General features: G+C 37.2%; 22 protein-coding genes. 13 read left to right on the top strand and 9 right to left on the bottom strand.

Features of this window, described 5'->3' with window-relative positions; genetic code table 11:
- The first annotated feature begins 16 nt into the window (after positions 1–16).
- The 12 genes from thiT to fumC all read left to right on the top strand — a co-directional run bounded on the left by thiT (position 17) and on the right by fumC (position 12,785).
- Positions 17–592: an energy-coupled thiamine transporter ThiT gene (gene thiT, locus BANA01_RS11615; protein ID WP_063253242.1), complete on the top strand. Its 576-nt coding sequence runs from the start codon at positions 17–19 to the stop codon at positions 590–592.
- Between the two features lie 137 nt (positions 593–729).
- Complete coding sequence (locus tag BANA01_RS11610; RefSeq protein WP_174524419.1) at positions 730–954, top strand: FeoA family protein; 225 nt, start codon at positions 730–732, stop codon at positions 952–954.
- On the top strand, positions 955–2,961 hold the full coding sequence (gene feoB, locus BANA01_RS11605) for a ferrous iron transport protein B (protein WP_063253240.1): 2,007 nt from the start codon (positions 955–957) through the stop codon (positions 2,959–2,961). It abuts the gene before it with no gap.
- 18 nt (positions 2,962–2,979) lie between these two features.
- On the top strand, positions 2,980–3,135 hold the full coding sequence (locus BANA01_RS11600; protein WP_063253239.1) for a FeoB-associated Cys-rich membrane protein: 156 nt from the start codon (positions 2,980–2,982) through the stop codon (positions 3,133–3,135).
- A 105-nt stretch (positions 3,136–3,240) separates the two neighbouring features.
- Complete coding sequence (locus BANA01_RS11595) at positions 3,241–3,696, top strand: helix-turn-helix transcriptional regulator (protein WP_063253238.1); 456 nt, start codon at positions 3,241–3,243, stop codon at positions 3,694–3,696.
- A gap of 128 nt (positions 3,697–3,824) precedes the next feature.
- Entirely contained in the window at positions 3,825–5,849 is a 2,025-nt protein-coding gene (locus BANA01_RS11590; protein WP_063253237.1) for a transglycosylase domain-containing protein, read from the top strand.
- A 138-nt stretch (positions 5,850–5,987) separates the two neighbouring features.
- Complete coding sequence (sigY, locus tag BANA01_RS11585) at positions 5,988–6,545, top strand: RNA polymerase sigma factor SigY (RefSeq protein WP_063253236.1); 558 nt, start codon at positions 5,988–5,990, stop codon at positions 6,543–6,545.
- Positions 6,499–6,846: a YxlC family protein gene (locus BANA01_RS11580; RefSeq protein WP_063253235.1), complete on the top strand. Its 348-nt coding sequence runs from the start codon at positions 6,499–6,501 to the stop codon at positions 6,844–6,846. The genes sigY and BANA01_RS11580 overlap by 47 nt, the downstream gene beginning before the upstream one ends.
- Positions 6,843–7,043: a hypothetical protein gene (locus tag BANA01_RS11575; RefSeq protein WP_063253234.1), complete on the top strand. Its 201-nt coding sequence runs from the start codon at positions 6,843–6,845 to the stop codon at positions 7,041–7,043. The genes BANA01_RS11580 and BANA01_RS11575 overlap by 4 nt, the downstream gene beginning before the upstream one ends.
- 319 nt (positions 7,044–7,362) lie before the next feature.
- Complete coding sequence (locus BANA01_RS11570; protein ID WP_063253233.1) at positions 7,363–9,120, top strand: ABC transporter ATP-binding protein; 1,758 nt, start codon at positions 7,363–7,365, stop codon at positions 9,118–9,120.
- Positions 9,117–11,132 (top strand): ABC transporter ATP-binding protein, encoded by a 2,016-nt coding sequence (locus BANA01_RS11565; protein WP_034675260.1) that lies wholly within the window; start codon positions 9,117–9,119, stop codon positions 11,130–11,132. The genes BANA01_RS11570 and BANA01_RS11565 overlap by 4 nt, the downstream gene beginning before the upstream one ends.
- 273 nt (positions 11,133–11,405) lie before the next feature.
- On the top strand, positions 11,406–12,785 hold the full coding sequence (gene fumC, locus BANA01_RS11560; protein WP_034675257.1) for a class II fumarate hydratase: 1,380 nt from the start codon (positions 11,406–11,408) through the stop codon (positions 12,783–12,785).
- A gap of 76 nt (positions 12,786–12,861) precedes the next feature.
- Here the strand turns inward: fumC and BANA01_RS11555 are convergent, their stop codons facing one another.
- Positions 12,862–13,065, bottom strand: coding sequence for an alpha/beta-type small acid-soluble spore protein (locus tag BANA01_RS11555; protein WP_034675254.1), 204 nt, complete (start codon positions 13,063–13,065; stop codon positions 12,862–12,864).
- A 381-nt stretch (positions 13,066–13,446) separates the two neighbouring features.
- Here BANA01_RS11555 and BANA01_RS29110 point away from each other — a divergent pair, with 381 nt between their 5' ends.
- Entirely contained in the window at positions 13,447–13,689 is a 243-nt protein-coding gene (locus BANA01_RS29110) for a hypothetical protein (RefSeq protein WP_082799493.1), read from the top strand.
- Between the two features lie 43 nt (positions 13,690–13,732).
- Here BANA01_RS29110 and BANA01_RS11550 read toward each other — a convergent pair whose 3' ends face one another.
- The 8 genes from BANA01_RS11550 to BANA01_RS11515 all read right to left on the bottom strand — a co-directional run bounded on the left by BANA01_RS11550 (position 13,733) and on the right by BANA01_RS11515 (position 21,258).
- On the bottom strand, positions 13,733–14,842 hold the full coding sequence (locus tag BANA01_RS11550; RefSeq protein ID WP_034675251.1) for an ABC transporter ATP-binding protein: 1,110 nt from the start codon (positions 14,840–14,842) through the stop codon (positions 13,733–13,735).
- A gap of 119 nt (positions 14,843–14,961) precedes the next feature.
- Positions 14,962–15,864, bottom strand: a complete 903-nt coding sequence (locus BANA01_RS11545) for a PucR family transcriptional regulator (protein ID WP_034675248.1) — start codon at positions 15,862–15,864, stop codon at positions 14,962–14,964.
- A 108-nt stretch (positions 15,865–15,972) separates the two neighbouring features.
- Positions 15,973–16,176 carry a hypothetical protein gene (locus BANA01_RS11540; protein WP_157411767.1) on the bottom strand — a complete coding sequence of 68 codons (204 nt, stop codon included), beginning with the start codon at positions 16,174–16,176 and terminating at the stop codon, positions 15,973–15,975.
- 57 nt (positions 16,177–16,233) lie between these two features.
- The gene (locus tag BANA01_RS11535; RefSeq protein WP_034675245.1) at positions 16,234–16,443 is read right to left on the bottom strand and encodes a YheE family protein; all 210 of its coding nucleotides are present in this window, start codon (positions 16,441–16,443) and stop codon (positions 16,234–16,236) included.
- Between the two features lie 75 nt (positions 16,444–16,518).
- Positions 16,519–17,583 carry a YheC/YheD family endospore coat-associated protein gene (locus tag BANA01_RS11530; RefSeq protein ID WP_235847116.1) on the bottom strand — a complete coding sequence of 355 codons (1,065 nt, stop codon included), beginning with the start codon at positions 17,581–17,583 and terminating at the stop codon, positions 16,519–16,521.
- On the bottom strand, positions 17,577–18,944 hold the full coding sequence (locus tag BANA01_RS11525) for a YheC/YheD family endospore coat-associated protein (protein ID WP_063253232.1): 1,368 nt from the start codon (positions 18,942–18,944) through the stop codon (positions 17,577–17,579). Before BANA01_RS11525 ends, BANA01_RS11530 begins: the two co-directional genes overlap by 7 nt.
- Positions 18,922–20,025, bottom strand: a complete 1,104-nt coding sequence (locus tag BANA01_RS11520; protein ID WP_063253231.1) for a YheC/YheD family endospore coat-associated protein — start codon at positions 20,023–20,025, stop codon at positions 18,922–18,924. The genes BANA01_RS11525 and BANA01_RS11520 overlap by 23 nt, the downstream gene beginning before the upstream one ends.
- Positions 20,026–21,258 (bottom strand): YheC/YheD family endospore coat-associated protein, encoded by a 1,233-nt coding sequence (locus BANA01_RS11515; RefSeq protein ID WP_169803685.1) that lies wholly within the window; start codon positions 21,256–21,258, stop codon positions 20,026–20,028. It abuts the gene before it with no gap.
- Between the last annotated feature and the right edge of the window lie 160 nt (positions 21,259–21,418).

Here is a 21,418-nt window from a genome sequence, read left to right as displayed (position 1 = left end):
ATTAGGGGGAACATGTATGGAGAAAAAGCGTAGTAACACATTATTCTTAGTTGAGGTAGCAGTATTTTCGGCATTAGCATATTTATTGGATTTGGTATCAGGAATGTTGTCACTGAAAATTTGGCCACAGGGAGGTTCCATTTCTATTGCGATGATTCCTATCTTCCTAATGTCATTCCGTTGGGGGGTAAAAGGTGGAATCTTATCTGGATTTTTACTGGGATTACTTCAATTCATTCTTGGTTTCTCACAAATCTATACACTACTGCAAGGTATTATTGATTATGGTATTGCTTTTTCTGTAGTTGGTTTGGCAGGTGTTTTTGCTACTAAAGTAAAAGATTCTCTTTCAAATAATAATAGAAGAAAATGGATTACATTTGTGTTAATGGGAACATTTTTAGGCAGTGCACTAAGATATCTAGCCCATGTCTACTCAGGAATTGTGTTTTTTGGCGAATATGCACCTGAAGGGCAGCCTGCAGCGGTATATTCCCTGATATACAATGGAACCTACATGCTTCCGAGCTTTATTGTATGTGCGATTATTGTCATCCTAATCATAAGTGCTGCACCGAAAAAAATGATATAAGTTGGAAAATAGAAAAGTCTGTGACTTTTCTATTTTTTTTTCGAACTTTTGTCACAAAATCTGCTATTTTTCAATGGTAAAATAATGATATAAATAAAGATAATCATTCTCAATTAACCTATGTAAGGGTGATAGCGATGTTCGGTTCATTTAAAGTAGGAGATAAAGGAAAAATCATTAATATATCGAAAGTTGGACGATTGGTGCAAAGACGGTTGTTGGACCTGGGAATAACGGAAGGTTCTGAGGTTTGTGTTAAATGCGTCATGCCTTTTGGGGGACCAGTCATGATTGAATCATGTGGACAATGTATCGGAATCCGCCGTAAAGAAGCATGTTTAATAGAAGTGGAGAGAGTCTAAATGGAAATCGCACTGATTGGAAATCCCAATACTGGAAAAACTTCTTTGTTTAATAATCTTACAGGGTCCTATGAGTATGTTGGGAATTGGAGCGGTGTTACAGTTGAAAAGAAGGTCGGAGTCTTTAAGAATCATATAGGACGATTAATTGATTTACCAGGAGTTTATTCACTGAATCCATTATCTAAGGATGAAGGGGTGGTGACTACCTATTTCTTAGAGGAACCTGTGGACCGGCTGCTTAATATTTTGGACGCCTCACAATTAGAGCGTAACTTGCATTTAACACTACAATTGCTGGAATATGAAAAGCCTGCCCTTATTGGTTTGAATATGGTCGATGTCGCTGCCAATCGAGGCATACAAATTGATACTGAGAAACTTTCTCAGATTTTAGGAGTACCTGTTGTTCCTGTTGTAGCGCGAAGTGGTAAAGGCTGCGATCGATTAATAGAGGTCATTTCAACCAATTCAAGTCATTCTAAGGTGAAAAAACATGTTTATTATGGAAAAGAAGTCGAAGACGCTATTACCAAATTAAGTATTGAACTGACCGGTAAAACCGATCATTCACCTAGATGGCTGGCTGTTCAATTATTTGAGGAGAATGAATACGTAAAAAATTATCTATCTAACATTTTAGAAACTGCAAAACTTGAATCATATATTTCTGATTTGCATTCACTATTAATTCAGGACAATGATCATGTAAAATCGCTGTCCAATTATATTTATTTAAAGAGAAAAGAAGTTATCGAAAAAATACTAGAAGCTTCGGTTCGAAAGGTAAGTACCGTTGTACCACTGTCAGAGAAGATTGATGCCATCGTTACAAATCGTTATTTAGGAATGCCAATCTTTTTAATATGTATGTATTTAATGTTTATGTTGACCTTTGATTGGCTGGGAACTCCATTATCAGATGTTCTGGATGGAATACTAACTGGGCCAGTGACAATAGGAGTAGAAAAACTCCTTGGCGCTATTCACGCCTCAGACTTTATACATGCATTGATAATTGAAGGACTAATTGCTGGTGTTGGTGGAGTACTTGTGTTTGTGCCACAGATATTTATTCTTTTCTTTTTTATATCCTTATTAGAGGATTCTGGTTACATGGCGAGGGTAGCTCTTGTAATGGACAGGATTATGGAGTCGGTTGGGCTGAATGGCAAGGCCTTTATTCCGATGATGATTGGATTTGGCTGTAATGTACCTGGTATTATGGCTGCTAGAACAATTGAAACACCGCGTGAGAGACTAATGACAATACTATTAACTCCACTAATGTCATGTTCTGCGCGATTACCAGTGTACGCATTATTTGTTGGCGCATTTTTTGTAGGTCATAAAGCACTCGTGGTATTAAGTCTTTATGTTCTGGGTATCGTTGTCGCTTTAGTTTTAGCAAAGATATTTACGAAAACATTATTAAAATCAGAAACATCACTATTTGTCATTGAACTGCCGCCTTATCGCCTTCCTCAAATTCAGTCGCTTTGGAGAAGTACGTGGGATAAGGGGAAAGGTTTTGTTAGAAAAGCAGGCACATTCATTTTCGCAGGATCGGTTTTCATATGGCTGTTATCATATGCTGGTCCGGAGGGTTTAAAAGTGGATATGGATAACAGCTTTTTAGCGGCTATAGGTAATTTGTTTGCCCCGATTTTAGAACCGATTGGATTCGGTACTTGGCAGGCAGCCGCTTCCTTAATAACAGGATTTTTAGCAAAAGAAGCAATTATATCAACGATGAATATTATTTACTTTGTCCCAAATGATGCGAGCTTACAAGGTTTATTGAGTCATTACTATACACCGCTTGCAGCTTATAGCTTTATGGTCTTTATTCTTTTATATATTCCATGTTTAGCAACTACGGCTACTATTTATAAAGAAACAGGCTCAAAGAAATGGACTATGTTTTCCATTCTTTATGCATTATTTATTGCCTATGTTTTATGCTTGATTATTTATCAGGGCGGCAAACTGGTTGGATTAGTCTAAATAAGGAAGGTGTACTGTATGATAGCGAATATCATCATTGGCGCTGCAATATTTGGTTATGCCACTTGGGCATTAGTTAAGTTTGTAAATAAATCTAAAAAAGGGAAATGTGCTGCATGTGACCTCGAAAAATCTTGCTCTAGTCAAAGTCAATGTGGAATTCCGTCTAAATAAGTCCTGAAACTGCTATCGATTTAAAGATAGCAGTTTTTTTCTTTTCATTATGATAGAACTTGTGTAAAATTACACTAATAGGTGTTTTGAAGGAAGGGTTTTTAATTGAAAAGGGATGAAATTATTAAGCTAGTTTCAGATAAACTACGATTAATTCGTACAGAAGCAGGATATACCCAGGATAAAATGGCAGAAATCATTGGTGTTTCAAAGAAAACCTTGGTTCAAATAGAAAAAGGAAGATTGCAAGCAGGCTGGTCTACGGTTGTCACCATTTGTGCTTTATTTAGAGAAACGGAAACCGTCCAATTTTTATTTGGAAATGAACCACTTGAGGTCCTGGAAACTGTAGCACGCGAAGGAATAGATTATCGAGGTATGAAAACCTTTGGAGGGAGAATTTGGTGGCGTCAAATCTCGAGAAAGAACGGATTTATCCTCCAGCAGAATATTCTTAGTAAACATTTCCGGATATTGGACGAAAAACACTATCGAGTGTATAGCAGCTTTGATGAAAAGCAATCCAAAATCCGCTTTAAAGAATTAACCAAGAATGAATAAAGGAAAGCATTCGAATTTTCTAGTCGAATGCTTTTCTTTTTTTATATCCATTAAATTGGTTAATTTTTCCCCTTTTTGGGAAAAAGAAAATGATGTCATTCATTCCGTATTATGATTAAGGAGGAATTATGAAAAAGGTAGTGAATAATTGGAAGCGATGGCATATGAACCAGGTATTGGTTCTATCGTTATCTCTTTTAGTTTTGGGCTTTCTTGGTATTGTGTACGCTTATTCCATGGATGCAGATATTTCTTCACTAAAGAATGAACTTCCCCAGGCAACCGTATTTTATGATTTGAATGGTGAGGTTGCAAGTAAAGTATCTGCGAATAAAAATGAAGGTATTTCGATTAATCAGGTACCTGACTCAATGAAAAATGCAGTGATTGCGATAGAAGACCGTCGATTTTATGAACACCATGGTATCGATTATCTTGGTATTACAAGAGCACTCATACGGGACATAAAAGCTCGTGGAATGGTAGAAGGAGGCAGTACAATTACCCAGCAATTAACAAAGAATACTTTACTCACCTCCCAGAAAACTCTGAAAAGAAAAATAGATGAAGTGTTTTTAGCTATTGAAATTGAGAGGCAATACAGTAAATCAGAAATCCTTCAAATGTATCTAAATCAAATCTATTTTGGTGATGGTGCATGGGGGATTAAGCATGCAGCCAGCAATTATTTTGCCAAAGAGGTAGAGGATCTTACGATTAGCGAATCAGCCTTACTAGCAGGTCTAATAAAAGCGCCTTCTTTACTAAATCCCTATCGGCACTTAGATAAAGCAACCCAGAGGAGAGATATTGTACTATCTCAAATGAAGAATCAAGGCTACATATCAACAGTGCAATATGAAGAAGCAATAAATGAAAAAGTAGTCTTGAATAATGAAGGGAGTGATCCCTTCCGAGGGAAGTATCCGCATTATGTGGATCAAGTATTTGAAGAAGCGATAAATGTCTATCATTTATCACAGGATGAATTATTAACAGGTGGTTATCAAATTTATACTGAACTCGACCCTGCTATGCAGAATGCAATGGAGAAAACCTATCAAAGAGATGATTTATTTCCAAGAGGATCAGACCAGGTGGTCCAAAGCGGCGGGATATTACTCGATCCAAAAACAGGCGGAATCCGGGCAATTGTAGGCGGTCGAGGGGAACATACCTTTAGAGGGTATAACCGTGCCACGCAATTAAAAGCACAGCCTGGTTCCTCTATTAAACCGATTGCAGTTTTTACACCTGCACTCGAAGCTGGCTGGAAAATAACAGATATGTTAAAGGATGAACCAATGAGCTTTGGCGAATATGAGCCGAAAAATTATAATTATGAATATAGTGGAGAAGTACCGATGTACGAAGCTGTGAAGGATTCTAAGAATGTATCAGCAGTCTGGTTATTAAATGAAATAGGGATAGAAAAAGGAGTGGCTTCCACTAGACGCTTTGGAATTCCTTTACGAAGAGGTGATCGTAATCTTTCACTGGCATTAGGTGGATTAGAAGAAGGAGTATCACCGCTTGTAATGGCCGAGGCATATTCTGTTTTCCCTAATAATGGGGTTAGAATGAAAGCTCATGTAATTAAAAAGATCGTTAATGCACAGGGTGATATAGTTTCTGAGTGGAAGGAAAAAAAGGAAAAAGTCACTTCAAAAGCTGTAACTGATCGCATTAATACCATGCTCCTTGGAGTTGTTGAACATGGATCTGGAAAAAGCGCACAAATTTCTGGAAGAGAAATTGCTGGGAAAACTGGTTCAACACAAGTACCAATCGAAGGAGTTAAAGGGGTAAAGGACCAATGGTTTGTTGGCTATACACCGCAACTTGTAGGAGCAGTGTGGGTGGGCTATGATAAAACAGATGAAAAACATTATCTAAAAACGACAAGCGGAGCGGGAGCTGCTATCGTATTTCGCGAAGTAATGAAAGAGGCATTACAAGGGTTACCCCCAAGTAGTTTTAGAGTGCTGCACATTGACATATTGATGAAAAAGAAGGAAGAGGTAGAACAGAACCGAAAATCACTTGAAGAACATTTTAAAAAGGGTTCAAGTAAATGGGAAGATAGGTGGAGAAAGCAAAAAGAAAAGTGGGAAAAGCGATGGAAAAATATAGGTCCAAACATGAATCATTAACAGGAAGGCACGAAGAAATTCGTGCCTTTTGTGATAGAATTTTAATTATTCACCAAAATAATGAACGAAATTGGCACTTTTACGTCTTATACATAGACAGAATTAAAGGGTAGATGGGGGAAAGAGAGGACAAGTGTGATGGATCCGTTGGTTAAAAGTGCAAAAGAAGGGGATCATCTTGCATTTGCCATGTTGTTTAAAGAAAATTATCCGTTCCTTGTAAAATATTTAATGAAGATTACAATGAATCCAGATATTGCAGAGGAACTAGCACAAGAAACCATGGCGAAATGTATACAAAAAATTCATCTCTATAATGGTCAAAGTAAATTTTCCACTTGGTTGATTTCAATTGCCACTAATGCTTATATCGACCAATGCCGAAAGCAAAAGAGAGAATCTAATTGGAAAGGACAAGAAGAAGTTTATCGTAAGCTAAAATGGCATTTTGAAAGCCGGAATGAGGAATGGAACGACGCGTTGGAAGCATTAGGGCGATTACCAGTAGACGTTCGAGTTCCTATTGTACTTAAGCATTATTATGGCTACTCATATGATGAGATTGGTGCATGGATGAAAATTTCCTCGGGAACGGTGAAATCAAGAGTTCATAATGGGATTTTGGCGGTAAGAAGGGAGCTGAAACTAGGTGAAGAAACAGAAGGTCGTCATACTCGACAACGAACAACTAAATAATCATGACTTGGGTGCTATTCACAAACTGCAAGATGGGTTAAGCAAGGTTGATCAATTCCCTGTCTATACTCCGGATTTACAATGGTTTGAAAATATGGTAGTAACCGAAAAGGAAAAGAGCAGAAAAAAATTAATGAAAGAATTATCGTTATTTCTTATCATCGCATTATTGATATTAAGTGGAATCATTGTTTCTTTCTATCAAATGCCAGTCGTTTTTCTCTTCATTCAAATCGTTACTCCGGTTTTTGTGGCATTCTACACCATTAATGGGCTTCGTAAGAAGGTGAGGAATCAATGACTCAAGACTTATCACCCACTGTGATTATTCTCGTTGCTGCTATTCTTTTACTGCAAAGTATCTATTTATTTTTAGATGCGAGGAAACGCAATCACAATTATTGGTTATGGGGAATCGTTGGTCTTATTCAAGCTCCAATGCCAACACTTTTTTATTTATTATTTGTTCGAAAGATTTTTCGAAAAAGGGCTGATTAATCAACTGAGATAATTCTGAAAAATAGGAATTGACATATAAATAAACTGGTGATAATCTAACAAAGGATGTAAAAAAAGGAAAAGGAGGGTTACAAAATGATTGTTTTACACAGAACTTTATCAGCAACTGAATATCCGAATGTAACCTGCTCCCTAATAACTTTTTTTAAGTGAGTCTATTTTAATTCATTGATAATCAAAACACAGGTTGCGTTCTTTTTTATACGTAACGTGTGTTTTTTTGTCTCTTTTTTTAGTTTCTGAGGCATACTGCACTCTTGTGTGGTATGTCTCTTTTTTTTACAAGGGGGGAAATGGGATGTTTTCGGTTTTAAAGAAATTGGGTTGGTTTTTTAAAGAATATTGGAAGCGGTATCTAATTGCTGTATCGTTATTAATTCTAGTTGGGATTCTTGACGTTGTTCCGCCTAAATTAATCGGGATGGCAATTGATGATATTCATCTTGGTGTTATGGATAATAGCAAAATCATAAAATACCTAGGCTATCTAATTTTAATAATGGTTTTCTCATATGGAATCACCTATGTGTGGATGTATAAATTATTCGGTGGAGCTTTCCTGGTCGAAAGGAAGTTAAGATCACGATTTATGAAGCACTTGTTAAAAATGTCGCCAACATTTTATGAAAAAAATCGAACGGGTGACCTAATGGCAAGAGCCACAAATGATTTAAAGGCAATCTCCACAACAGCCGGCTTTGGGATATTAACCTTGGTAGATTCAAGTGTTTGGATGCTTACACTAATTATTACGATGGGGATATTAATTAGCTGGAAATTAACCCTTGCTGCAATCCTTCCATTGCCAATTATGGCTTATATCATGCAAATTTATGGAAATAGAATTCATAAGCGCTTTATGGAAGCTCAGGATGCATTTGGGGAATTAAACGATCGGGTTTTAGAATCAGTTGCGGGTGTAAGGGTTATTCGTGCCTATGTTCAAGAAGAGGCCGATGGCAGGAGGTTCCACCAACTAACAGAAGATGTCTTTCAAAAAAATATAAAAGTAGCAAGAATTGACTCGTTATTTGACCCAACAGTAAAAATACTGGTTGGAATAAGCTACATGATTGGTCTTGGGTATGGTGCATTTTTAGTCTTTAACCAGGTCATAACCTTGGGTGACCTTGTTTCCTTTAATGTTTATTTAGGAATGTTAATCTGGCCAATGTTTGCGATAGGTGAATTAATTAATATCATGCAAAGAGGCAATGCGTCCCTGGACAGGGTAAATGAAACATTGGCCTTTCAGGAAACCGTTGAGAATCCTAAAAAGCCAGTTACAGTGGAAACACCGGACAGAATCGATTTTAAAGAGGTACGGTTTCGCTATCCATCTTCAAAGGAGGATAATTTAAAAAATGTTTCTGTACAATTGCTTCAAGGGCAGACGTTGGGGATTGTCGGAAAAACAGGCAGCGGAAAAACAACACTGGTTAAACAGTTATTACGACAATATCCTCTTGGAACCGGTGAACTGTCTATTTCAGGTGTACCTCTACAAGAGCAGACACTAAATCAAGTTCGTCAATGGATTGGTTATGTGCCTCAAGATCATGTTCTTTTTTCAAAAAGTGTTAAAGAAAATATTCTATTTGGGAATTCGGAGGCAACAGGTGAAGAATTGGAAAAAGCGATTGATTTAGCAGCTCTAAGAAAGGATTTAGAGATGCTCCCGGAAGGATTAGAAACACTGGTGGGTGAAAAAGGTGTAGCTCTCTCCGGCGGTCAAAAACAAAGAATATCGATTGCGCGAGCGTTAATAAAAAATCCTGACATCTTGATACTAGACGATTCGTTGTCAGCCGTTGACGCTAAAACAGAAAAGAGAATTATTGATAATATTCGTGAGATTAGAAAAGACAAAACCACGATTATCACAACTCACCGAATGTCAGCGGTTGAGCATGCAGACCGAATTCTCGTTTTCGATGATGGAAAAGTTATTGAAGCAGGAACACATGAACAACTGCTTTCAAATGATGGCTGGTATAAAGAGCAATTTTTACGCCAACAAGTGGAAAATAATTTAGAAGAAGAGGTGACAGCATGAATACAGGCCGGCGATTAATGCAATATGCATTAAACTATAAAAAAATCATTTTTGCAGCACTATTTATGCTGTCCATTTCCGTTGTTACTGATTTAGCAGGTCCATTCATTGCGAAAAATATTATTGACCAGCATATTTTAGGTATTGAATCTGTTTGGTATGAAACATCTAGTGGGGAAAACACTGCAGCATATAATGGACAATTTTATAAAAAGGAAAAGAACTTCTCAAACAGTGAAGAAAAGGGGAAAGAAGTAAGAATTTTGCAGGTTGGGCCAAGGTTTGTCATTGTAGAAGGAAATCTTGAATTTGATGGGAAAAGAACCTTTAGAGAAGGTGTTTTAACGGTTCAAAAGGGAACGGAAAAAGCGGAATATAACGCACAAGTCCTTACAACGAAAGAACTGATGGCGTTTTATGAGTTGGAGATACCGGGTATTATTACGCTGTTGGTCATTTATTTTTGCCTATTAGTCATTTCAGCGATTTTCCAATATGGTCAGCGCTTTTTACTTCAGAAGTCAGCAAATCGAATCATCCAAAAAATGCGGGAGGATGTCTTTGGTCAGATACAACGGCTTCCAATCCAATACTTTGATAATCTTCCAGCCGGAAAAGTGGTTGCCAGGATTACCAATGACACTGAAGCAATCCGTGAACTATATGTAACCGTTCTTGCCCAATTTTTTACCAGTGCGATTTATATTACGGGTATATATGCTGCCCTTTTTATCTTGGATGTGAAGCTGGCAGCCATTTGTTTAATGCTATTGCCAATCCTTTACGGATGGATGTTAGTTTATCGGAAGTTTGCCTCAAGTTACAATCATGTTATTCGTTCTCGGATAAGTGATATCAATGCGACCATTAATGAATCTATTGGCGGTATGAGTATTATTCAAGCATTTAGGAGAGAAAAGGAAACAGAAACGGAATTTGAAAAACTTAATACGGAACATTTTACTTATCAAAATAAATTATTAAGCTTGAATGCTTTAACTTCTCATAATTTAGTGGGAGTTCTTAGAAATATCGTGTTTGTTGCATTCATATGGTATTTTGGCGGGTTATCATTAAATCCGGCTACCGTTATTTCGCTAGGTGTGCTATATGCATTTGTGGATTATATTAATCGTCTTTTTCAGCCAGTACAGGGGATTGTCAATCAATTAGCCAACTTGGAAGCCGCATTAGTGGCTGGTGAAAGAGTGTTTAAACTTATGGATGAACCAGGTGAGAATGTAAGTTCTGATAGAATGGAACGATTTGATGGTAATGTTACATTTGAACATGTGTCATTTGGATATAAAGATGGCGAGTTTGTGTTGAAAGATATTGACTTTGAGGCTAAACAAGGGCAGACTGTAGCCCTCGTAGGACACACTGGATCTGGAAAAAGCTCAATCATGAATTTGCTCTTCCGTTTCTATGATTGTCAAAAGGGTAAAATTTTGATTGATGGAAAGGATATTGTCAGCATTCCACGTCAAACGATTCGTAATCATATGGGTATCGTCCTACAGGATCCATATCTATTTACGGGTACGATTGCCTCCAATGTGAGTTTAAGTGATCCATTGATAACGAGAGAAATGGTAGAAAAGGCGTTAAAGGATGTTGGAGCAGATAAGGTCTTTAAAAACTTAGAAAATGGTTATGATGAACCAGTAATCGAAAAAGGAAGTACTTTATCCAGTGGTCAGCGACAGTTAGTTTCCTTTGCCAGGGCCCTAGCTTTTAATCCAGCTATTTTAATCTTAGATGAAGCCACGTCAAGTATAGATACTGAAACCGAAGCCGTTATCCAAGAAGCCATGGATGTCTTAAAAAAAGGAAGAACGACGTTTATTATTGCACACAGGTTATCAACCATTCGAAATGCTGATCAAATACTTGTGTTGGACCGTGGAAAGATAGTTGAACGTGGTTCACATGAAGAATTGATGGTTCTAGGAGGCAAATACTATCAAATGTATCAACTCCAAAAAGGCAGTGCCGGACTCGCAGGATGATTGTTCATAAAATATTCAATATTTTAGTGATAAACTGTTATTTTTATCACAGGTAAATACCCTTTATTATGATAATTTAAATATGTTTAAGGTCTAACATCATTAAAGGGGTGGGATATAATGACAGACTTTTCAATTGTTAATGTAATTGGTAGTTTCTTAATTCTTTCATATTATATTGGTTATATGATCGTAAAACATTAAACTGCAGACAAATGTCTGTAGTTTTTTTTTATTTATTGGGAATACATATGATAGTGAGGTGAATCATACATGGAAAATAGTAGAATCGAAAAAGATACACTTGGTGAGGTTAAGGTACCGGCTGATAAATTTTGGGGTGCACAAACACAAAGGAGCCTTAACAACTTCAATATTGGCAACGAAAAGATGCCGATTGAAGTTGTCCATGCGTTAGCATTAATTAAAAAAGCTGCAGCAATTGTTAATCACCAATTAGGGAAATTGGCTGAAAGTAAAATGACAGCCATTGTTTCGGTTTGCGACGAGATCCTTTCAGGAAAATATAACGGACATTTTCCTCTTGCGGTCTGGCAGACGGGGAGCGGGACCCAAACGAATATGAATGTAAACGAGGTGATTGCTAACCGGGCAAACGAATGGTTTATAGGTCAAGGAAGTAGGGAGAGAGTTCATCCAAATGATGACGTAAATATGTCGCAGAGTTCGAATGATACTTTCCCAACTGCCATGCATATCGCTGCCTACTTAAAAGTTACGGAGAATTTACTGCCTGCTATTGGGGAGCTAAAAGCCACTTTATTAAAAAAGGAAAAGGCATTTATGCATGTCATAAAGATTGGCAGAACCCATTTGCAGGATGCGACCCCTTTAACTTTTGGTCAAGAAATAAGCGGCTGGAGGTTTATGCTTGAGAAGGAAGAAAAGATGATTGCAGATTCAAGTCACTATTTACTCAATCTTGCAATTGGCGGTACCGCGGTTGGTACTGGAATTAATGCCCATCGTGAATTTGGAGAAAAAATGGCGGAACAGCTTTCAGCGTTAACGGGTTTCCCGTTTAAGACATCAACCAATAAATTTCACGCCTTAACGAGTCATGATGAAATTGTTTTTGCACATGGTGCATTAAAGGCTCTGGCAGCAGATTTAATGAAAATTGCCAATGATGTCAGATGGCTGGCAAGCGGACCTCGCAGTGGAATAGGTGAATTAATCATACCGGCAAACGAGCCGGGAAGTTCCATTATGCCAGGTAAGGTAAACCCCACTCAAAGTGAAGCATTAACAATGGTTGCCTGCCAGGTTTTTGGAAATGACGCGACGATCGGATTTGCAGCTAGCCAAGGTAATTTTGAATTGAATGTTTTTAAGCCGGTCATTATTTATAATTTCATTCAATCGCTATCCCTGTTAACAGACAGCATTCGTTCTTTTAATGAAAAATGTGCGATTGGAATTGAAATAAATGAAAAAGTAGTGAAACAGCATGTGGAGCGATCGTTAATGCTTGTTACAGCGTTAAATCCCTATATCGGATATGAAAAGGCTGCAGAGATTGCAAAGCTTGCCTACAAAGAAAATAGTACGTTAAAGGAAGCAGCCGTAAAAACGGGATATGTTTCCCCGAAGCAATTCGATGAATGGGTTAAACCTGAAAATATGATCTAAGACATTGAAAGCCCCCTCCGAGAGTGGAGGGGGCTTAAGCCATATTATTTAATTTTTTACAATGTTTTACTTAAAATTAGCGTTGGAATCCGCCAAGTTGTTGCTCTGCCATTGCTACAAGACGCTTAGTGATTTCTCCTCCGACAGAACCGTTAGCACGTGAAGTAGTGTCTGCTCCAAGGTTTACACCAAATTCTGAAGCGATTTCGTACTTCATTTGATCAAGTGCTTGTTGAACGCCTGGTACTAAAAGTTGATTAGAGTTGTTGTTACTAGCCATAGTTGAATAACACTCCTCTTAATAATTTTGGGGTCAGTATGGAATTGAACCATTATGGTTATGCTAACCATTGCCACCATGGCCTAACCCATCTTGTAAGTTATAAGATAGTGGAGCTATTTCATACTTTCTTTTGGTGTGGCTGGGTTAGCCGGACTTGCACCGGCTTTAGACCCTTTAGTTGTGAAAAAGCGAATTCTTTTTCACTTGGTAACCCATTGATTTAATGTTGCGGCTTGTGGTGTTGCTTGCTTTGTAATATTTATTATGATTAAAATCGGACTGCTTATTCGATTATTTTTATGGTAATTTTTCCCTCTACTTAGTGGAGTCGTAGTAACGCAAACTAACCTCATACAAAAAATAAAAGGGTGAATGGAAATGTCAATATGCCCAATATGTAATGGTTTACGTGAAATGTATTTATTGTGTACGCATTGCGGGGAACAAATGTTGGATAGCGGAAGACTTATTGATTTTTATGATGATTACAGTCCATACATGGAAATTGATTTAATGAAAATGGAGGACGGATTTTCCGACACGAATTCAGGGCAAAAATGCCCCCACCTGTATACGTGTCCATCCTGTCATAACGATGATGTCATCTTTATTAAAGAATAGCAATAAAAAAAAGGTCCCGCATTATGCAGGACCTTAATCTATTTTATTCATTAGCCACGCGAATGCGGGACTCAGTTTCAGCGTCAAAGAAGTGACCTTTATTTAAATCAAATGCAAGATCTAATTTATCTCCTGGGTGAATATCAGCTCTTGAATCTAGGCGGGCAACGAAGTCCTGACCGTCGATACTAGAGTAAACCATTAATTCTGCACCAGTTAATTCAGCTACATCAACATTTGCGGTAATTTTTGTACCAGCAGATGCTTCAATAAATACAGGCTCATCATGGATATCTTCTGGACGAACACCAAGGATAATTTCTTTTCCTACATAACCTTGTTCACGAAGGACTTTCATTTTACCTTCAGGAACAGCAATAGAAGTTTTGCCAGCTACAAATTTACCATCTTCAAGTCTTCCGTTGAAGAAGTTCATTGCAGGAGACCCGATAAATCCGCCAACGAATACGTTTTCAGGCTTTTCATATACTTCTTTTGGTGTTCCCACTTGTTGGATAATTCCATCCTTCATAACTACAAGTCTAGAAGCCATTGTCATTGCTTCTGTTTGGTCATGGGTTACATAAATAGTCGTTGTGTTTAAACGGCGGTGAAGCTTAGCGATTTCAGCACGCATGGCTACACGAAGTTTCGCATCAAGGTTTGAAAGAGGCTCGTCCATTAAGAATACCTTCGCGTCACGGACAATCGCACGTCCTAAGGCAACACGCTGACGTTGACCACCGGATAAAGCCTTTGGCTTTCTTTTTAGGTAAGCTTCTAATCCTAGGATTTTAGCTGCTTCATTTACACGGCGATCAATTTCATCCTTCGGAAATTTACGAAGTTTTAGACCAAAAGCCATATTATCATAAACCGTCATATGCGGATATAGTGCATAGTTTTGGAATACCATTGCGATATCACGATCTTTAGGAGCTACATCATTTACTCTTTTACCGTCAATATAAAAGTCACCTTTTGAAATTTCTTCAAGACCGGCAACCATACGTAAAGTTGTTGATTTACCGCAGCCAGACGGACCTACAAATACGATAAACTCCTTATCTTGAATATGTAGATTAAAGTCTGTAACCGCTGTTACTTTATTGTCATAGATTTTATAAATGTGATCTAATTTTAATTCAGCCATTGTGTAAAACCTCCCTGATTTGATTAACTTAAGTTTAAATGAAAAGGTTTACAAAAAATATGGACACAATGCACAAAGTTCCTAAAGAAAATTTTGTGCATTGTGTCCTATCCCAATTTCTATTTCTTTTGTTCAAAAAGCAGGCATGCTAAAAAGACGGTAAAAGCTCCATAAAAGTCTTTCAATTGTACTCCTGTTTTATCAATAAATTTATCAATCCGATACTGAAGTGTATTACGGTGGATATATAACTTTTTTGCCGTTAAACTAGCATTCAGATTATTTTCAAGGAAGACTTTTATTGTTGTATATAACTCAAGATCTTCTGAGAATACAGAGGAAAGCTCCATATTAATTTTTTCTTTCATGTATTCAGGAAGATTGAATGCCACAAAAGCCGGAAAAATCTTTTCAAAGGTAAGAATATTGGTACGTTCAAGATTTTCTTTAGCGAAATCAAAATACTCTTTTTCTTGTAAAAAGTTGGTACGTAAATGACTGGAGAATGGGTAAACTTTTCCGAAATAAAAAGATATCTTTACATAAAAATCACTTTCTAGTGTATCTGCCATTGAAGTTAATTCACTTTCTGTAAGGGACAATTGTCTTCTCTCTTCAATCACAATCCCAGTATGGCCATTTTCCCAAATGATTTGTACTTCATCTGAAAAAAAACCTTTGATTGCGGGTTCAATTTCTGTCGGGTCAACTCCAAGACCTTTAATATGGAACTGAATGAATCGAAAATTACTGTCGGTACTAAGTGAGGGCACGGGCCCATTTAATAGAAGAAAATCATGCCATTTTCTTGATTGTGTGGTTAAGGGCTTGTACGAAAACTCCACTTGTTCATATAGTACTTGAAGAAGGTTATATTCTTTTTCAGTTAAAGTTGATTTTGGTATGGCAAGCCAGTTTTTTTCGGATTCGTCAAAGAATATGTAAAATTGATCGGATGTATGTTGCGGCTGTTCAGTATATAATATTGAATTTTTATATAAGGTCCTGAGATTTTTTAACAAGATTAACTTCTCCTATTTTTTAGAATAATGCACTAATTATAACATTAATCCTGCTTAAATTATAAAAGGCTGACTCGTTAAGATGTTAACATGTCAGCCTTTTTCTGCTTATTCATTTACTTTAGATGGAGGCTCTTCTTCTGTCAGATTTCTTGCCTCTTCTATATTGGCAGTGTCGTGACGCGCATGGACTGAACCGCCTGATAATCCTTCATTTATCATTCTGTCAATATCTAAATAGACCTTGTCTTTTCCTTCATATTGCAAATCTGTTTTTGCCTGAACGTTATTTTTTTCCTCCACAATGACCATTCCCTTTCCTGTTTTTATTAGTTTGCGGAAAGGGGGATATTTCATTCAGGCCAGGGATTATTCGTATACATGAAATAGCATTAATTCATGAATTTGGCTGGTTAATGTTTCAATGTCATCTTGTTCGGGAGTATTCACTGTCCATTCAATTTTTCCGGTTTGGTGATAGATACCTGAGTATCTTTGTCTTTTATAGTAAAAGGAAAAATTCCAACCTGGAATATTCTTATTTTCAAATAAAGGCTTAAATTGAAAGTGTGTCAGCAACGGCTACATCTCCCTTACATACTAGTGATTACTACTAGATTACGGGAAATTAGGAATACATTCCAGTAAAAGTTTTCAGTCTTTATTTTTGCCGGTTAATTCCAGGAACAGCTGACAAAGGTGTTCAATTTTTCTTTCTTCAATGTCGGTCTCATCAAAGCTCATCGGTTTTGAGTTTACTTCGTAAATATAGTACTGCCCTGATTGACTAATTCCCATATCGATGGAAAATTCACCGAAAAAGCCAAACGTTTCAGATAGTGAAGCACCGATATGTTGGACAAGTGTTTCGAAAAAGAGATCATATTCCTCATTCTGTAACAGCTCATAGGGCAAAAGTCTTCCCCCTGAAGGAATATGAGTGGTGATATCCTGTTTTTGGGATTGTCTGATTCCGATTCCAGTCACCTTATAATGATTATTTTCGGCATGTGCAAGAATACGAAAATCGATTCTTTTTCCTTCATAAAGAATGGACTTTATCTCCTCTTGAGCCAAATATTTATTTTCCAATAGCCTGCTTTCCCATTCTTCCCAAAAATAATCGAATGAGATGAATTCATGATATTCTATTAATCCTTTTATTTGTATTTTTTTCTCCGTATCTAGTTCTAATTTAAAAATCCCATTCCCTCTAGCTGACCGAGAAGGTTTTAAGTATATTGATTGATGGTGAGATAAAAAGGCAGAAAGCATTTGTTTATGATTGGCTGGTATGGTAGCTGGTATGAAGGTATGAAGAAAGGGATGGTTTTTAAAGAGGTGATAGAGCTCAGATTTATCAATAAATCCAGGATTAAAAAAGGGAATATTTTTTTCTTTTAAGGAAGCAAAGAACATACTCCTTTTTAGTTCTTCTTCTGACCTTCGAAAGGGTATTCGATTATAAACAAGATCGGGAAAAGGAGTGGTAATCTTTTCCCATCCATTTCTTTCAGGATTAAATATGAATCCATCAATAGCTTCTTGGTGGACTCCATCCAGTGTAAAGATAAAGCTTATTCCATTAAGTGAAATAAGCTTTTTTTGAAGTTCCATAAAAAGTGTGCCATTCCCAGCAATCAATCCATCTTTCTTCCGTGCAGTCAAAATACCGATAACGGGTGTTTTTCTATTGCTCCATGAACGGTTCATTACCATTTGATAATTTCCTCGGGATAAAGGATAGATTGTTCAGTCAAAAAAACTGCAAACGCCAGCGATAATTTACATGTCAGTTGATCGAAATCCTTTAACTCTGGATGACTGAATATCGATCTCCCTGGCTTGGAATTTGCTTCAAATAACCAAACATCACCGTGTTTATCAATTCCTAAATCAAAACCAATCTCGGCAATAAAGCCTTCCATGTTGTTTGCTATTGCTTTACTTAACAGAAGTGCAGCATTTACCAGCTTTTCTTTAAAAAGATTACATTCTTCAGGTTGGAAAATTTCAGAAAGGGTTTTAATTTCCCCGCCATTTCGGGAATGGGTAGTTACACTTCCAAGTCCTGCTATTTTTGCAGCCAATGCAGTGACATGCCAAACACCTTTATCATCTTTGTTTGTGTGTAGCCGAAAGTCGATTGGCCGCTGTTCATGCCGCAATAAATGGATTCCTTGCTGCACAATCATTTTGTCTAGATTACGGTTTGCGAGAACGGTTTTAAACATTCCTTCTAAGGAGGAGAACTTTCGTAGACGATTCACACCCTCGCGGTCTTGATAACGACAGTAATATTCGTCTTGGACTTTATCATAAAGGATTTGATGTACTCCTAATCCTAAACTTCCATTAATTGGTTTTAAATAGATATGACCATATTTGGAAAGCATGTCTTCAATCATTGAAAAGGAAGTAAATGGGTGTGTTTCTGGGAGATATCTAGTGACTAAATGCTCCTGCTGTAATCTCTCATAAATATCCAGTTTACTGAAAAAGCCGGGGTTATACCATGGAATAAGATAGTCTCTTTGTAAAGTTTCTTTCACTTTTGCCAGTTTGGGGTTTCTTTCACTTTTTCGATTTGGCAGCCGGTCGTATATAACGTTTGGGAAAGGCACCTCAATACGGTCCCAATTGTGATCATGATAAACATACCCGGTAATGGTCCCCGTATCCCAATTGATATGCTTTTCTCCAAAAACAAACGGAATCGCCCCAACGTTTGCTTTAACCGATAATAATTTTGAGAAAAAACTAGTTCTGTCTCCTATTGGCCGGTGGGGGAATGGGGTGAAACCTGCAGTAAATATTCCAACTAGCGGCCCCACATTGAGAACAGAATCCTCAATAAATACATGCAATTTTAGGGAAAAGTCAGGAAAAAGTAATTGTTTTTTTACCTCATTACTGATTGCGATACAATTATTTTTCAGCCGGTGAGGTCTAAAGTCAACTTCAATCGCTTTTGATCCAAATGCAATTTTCTTAATAACCTTATCCTGTAAGAGCTCTTGAGGGCAATATACAACTAAATGGCTGTTATCTGCAATTTCAATGGTATAGCGTTTTCTCATAGTGGCTCTTCCTTTCTTTACTATCGGATTGAAAAAGGTATTTTCCATATAGAAGTGGTGCAAAGAATAAGGTTTCTTTTAAATCTGGATCTGTTTTTAAAACTACTTTTCTTCCTGGCTTTGAATTCACATCGAGAATCCAAAGGGCACCATTCTTCGCCACACCGATATCTATTCCTATTTCAAATAATGGTGAAATTTCTTTTTCAAGAATATGCGGGAGATTGGTGGTGATAAAATGCAGCTCCGAGCAAATAGATTCTTTGCTGGCCTGTAATAAAGTGGAGGACCAGGTAGTGAAGTCCAACACTGAGCCTCCAGCACTTAAGTTTGAAAGAATACCTCCAGTATTTCCGATTCGAATTCCCTTCCCGCGTTCTAGCCAGACCCCCTGTACATCCTTTTGAAGCAGGATTCTAATGTCAAAAGGCTGTGATACAGTATTTGATAATTCAAGGTATGGCTGGATAAGGTATGGCCGAAAATTAATCAGGGGCTGCAGCCATTGAAACAGTTTCGTTTCATTTGGGAATATTCTAGAGATAATTTTTTTATTCTTTTCGGTTTTCACATGGATGGTTTTATCGTTTTTCCTTAAATAATAAATCCCATAACCTTGAGATCCATTAATGGGTTTTATAATAATCTTTTTTTGTTTGTTTAAGGCAGATATTACTTGTGAGCAATCTTTGATTAAACCTGAATGAGGTAGGTAGGGAGCTAATCGAGAGCTGGACAAAGTTTCATATAATGCTAGTTTGTTAGGAAGGCCAAAGCCCAAAAAAGTAATATCATCTCTGCTTTTTAACCAAGAAACAATCGGGATACATTGCTTTGAATGTGCATCATCTCCATAAAAACAGCGATCATAGATAAGGGAGGGAATTAGAAATTGATCATCGACCCAGCGCTGTTTCGTCTCACAAAAGCGTCTCCCTTGAACCAGCTTGGTCAGGGGATTAATAGAAGAGGGAAGAAAGTGATAACACACCATGCCGCAGGAGTGGCTGCGTGCTGCAATCTCATGAATATATGATGCTTCACTCTCTATGTTTAAGGTCATAATTCCAAAGGGTATCATCTATGAATCCTCCATTTCTGAGGTTGTATCTAATGCAAGCTTTGTACAAAACTGAATAATTGCCTTGGCAGATGGTCGTATTTTCATTTGGCCATCTTCAAAGTTTTTTGAAGGCTTTGAATTTACTTCTATAATCCAGGGCTTTCCATCTTGGTCAAGACCAATATCGATTCCTAGTTCTCCCGTGATTCCAGGTGTTTTTCTTTCAATAATCAAGGCCGTTTCAATGGCTAAATCTTTCATTTGAGATATGATCGATTTTGCGTTACTAATGCTCATGTTCTCTTTTAGGGCATTTATTGGAGTCATGATTTCCCCGCCCCTTGCAATATTCGATACAAACTCATTTTCAGCGGAAATCCGTGCAACCACCGAAGTAACATCCCAGTTGTTTTGATGATTTTTATGACACAATACTCGGTAATCCATTCCTCTAGACTGGTAAGTAAGAAGGGAGATTCCTTGTTGAATAATGTAGATGCGATTGTTCAGTAAAGGTCTTAGAAGCCGATATATCTCCTCAAAAGAAAGGATTGTTTGTTTTTTTTCTAGTGGTAATGTAACAGATGATTCTAATGAAAAAAGATTGTTTTCTCTTTGTAGTTTAAAAATATTTCTACCCTGGCTTCCATGGACAGGTTTAATAAAAATGGTTTCATATCTTTCTGCAAAGGAACTTAGATTATCTTTTGTGAAAATATTTGTATCTGGTATATAAGAATGAAGATGGTTTTCATGAATTAAGTGCTCATGAACCTCCCATTTCGAAAGAAAGCGATCATTAAAAATAGGAATACATAACTCTGCAAGCGTTTGACGAAATAGCTGATACTCTTTACCAAATTCCAACCTTCGGGAGTGAATGCGATTATAAATTACATCTGGCAGAGGGAGTTCTGCAGGTTTCCAAATGCCAGCGTCAAAATAAAAACCTTGAACAGAAAAGTTTGGATAGGAAAATACATATAGAAATCCGCCATTATCTGTTATCCCGTGATGAAGTTCTTCACAAAAGTTATGGATCGAACCAAAATGGGGTTCATCATTTCCTTTATGTTTAAAATCTGTAACCAAACCAATGATTGGACCTAAAGAAAGTAAATTCATGTCTTTTTTATATATAGCGAGAAATTTATATGGTTGAATGGGTAAGGAAAATTGTTGAAATAGATACTCAGGGAAATGAATCTCATTAGGTTTCATCTCGACTGTTTGGATAGTTACATTCACCATTTTTTTTCCTATAGAAATTTTGATTTGGTGTTCATAAAGTCTCAGTAGTTTGAACAGTTGCGAGGACATCTGAGCAAAAATGTCAGTTCTGCTTCCTGCTTCTATAGGAATAATTGTGATTGGGGGCATAGTCACTCCTCATTTATAAGCGAATATATGT

Origin of the sequence: Neobacillus niacini NBRC 15566, from assembly GCF_001591505.1 — a bacterium.
Lineage (GTDB): Bacteria > Bacillota > Bacilli > Bacillales > Cytobacillaceae > Neobacillus > Neobacillus niacini.
This window is presented reverse-complemented; position numbering and strand designations above follow the sequence as displayed.

What these genes read in the sequence shown, in the direction of transcription:
- thiT (WP_063253242.1), top strand. Translation starts at nt 17, where the DNA reads ATGGAGAAAAAGCGTAGTAACACATTATTCTTAGTTGAGGTAGCAGTA.
- fumC (WP_034675257.1), top strand. Translation starts at nt 11,406, where the DNA reads ATGGAAAATAGTAGAATCGAAAAAGATACACTTGGTGAGGTTAAGGTA.
- BANA01_RS11555 (WP_034675254.1), bottom strand. Translation starts at nt 13,065, where the DNA reads ATGGCTAGTAACAACAACTCTAATCAACTTTTAGTACCAGGCGTTCAA.
- BANA01_RS11590 (WP_063253237.1), top strand. Translation starts at nt 3,825, where the DNA reads ATGAAAAAGGTAGTGAATAATTGGAAGCGATGGCATATGAACCAGGTA.
- BANA01_RS11600 (WP_063253239.1), top strand. Translation starts at nt 2,980, where the DNA reads ATGATAGCGAATATCATCATTGGCGCTGCAATATTTGGTTATGCCACT.
- BANA01_RS11570 (WP_063253233.1), top strand. Translation starts at nt 7,363, where the DNA reads ATGTTTTCGGTTTTAAAGAAATTGGGTTGGTTTTTTAAAGAATATTGG.
- BANA01_RS11575 (WP_063253234.1), top strand. Translation starts at nt 6,843, where the DNA reads ATGACTCAAGACTTATCACCCACTGTGATTATTCTCGTTGCTGCTATT.
- BANA01_RS11520 (WP_063253231.1), bottom strand. Translation starts at nt 20,025, where the DNA reads ATGATACCCTTTGGAATTATGACCTTAAACATAGAGAGTGAAGCATCA.
- BANA01_RS11530 (WP_235847116.1), bottom strand. Translation starts at nt 17,583, where the DNA reads ATGGTAATGAACCGTTCATGGAGCAATAGAAAAACACCCGTTATCGGT.
- BANA01_RS11515 (WP_169803685.1), bottom strand. Translation starts at nt 21,258, where the DNA reads ATGGTGAATGTAACTATCCAAACAGTCGAGATGAAACCTAATGAGATT.
- BANA01_RS11565 (WP_034675260.1), top strand. Translation starts at nt 9,117, where the DNA reads ATGAATACAGGCCGGCGATTAATGCAATATGCATTAAACTATAAAAAA.
- BANA01_RS11610 (WP_174524419.1), top strand. Translation starts at nt 730, where the DNA reads ATGTTCGGTTCATTTAAAGTAGGAGATAAAGGAAAAATCATTAATATA.
- BANA01_RS11540 (WP_157411767.1), bottom strand. Translation starts at nt 16,176, where the DNA reads ATGGTCATTGTGGAGGAAAAAAATAACGTTCAGGCAAAAACAGATTTG.
- feoB (WP_063253240.1), top strand. Translation starts at nt 955, where the DNA reads ATGGAAATCGCACTGATTGGAAATCCCAATACTGGAAAAACTTCTTTG.
- sigY (WP_063253236.1), top strand. Translation starts at nt 5,988, where the DNA reads ATGGATCCGTTGGTTAAAAGTGCAAAAGAAGGGGATCATCTTGCATTT.
- BANA01_RS11550 (WP_034675251.1), bottom strand. Translation starts at nt 14,842, where the DNA reads ATGGCTGAATTAAAATTAGATCACATTTATAAAATCTATGACAATAAA.
- BANA01_RS11525 (WP_063253232.1), bottom strand. Translation starts at nt 18,944, where the DNA reads ATGAGAAAACGCTATACCATTGAAATTGCAGATAACAGCCATTTAGTT.
- BANA01_RS29110 (WP_082799493.1), top strand. Translation starts at nt 13,447, where the DNA reads ATGTCAATATGCCCAATATGTAATGGTTTACGTGAAATGTATTTATTG.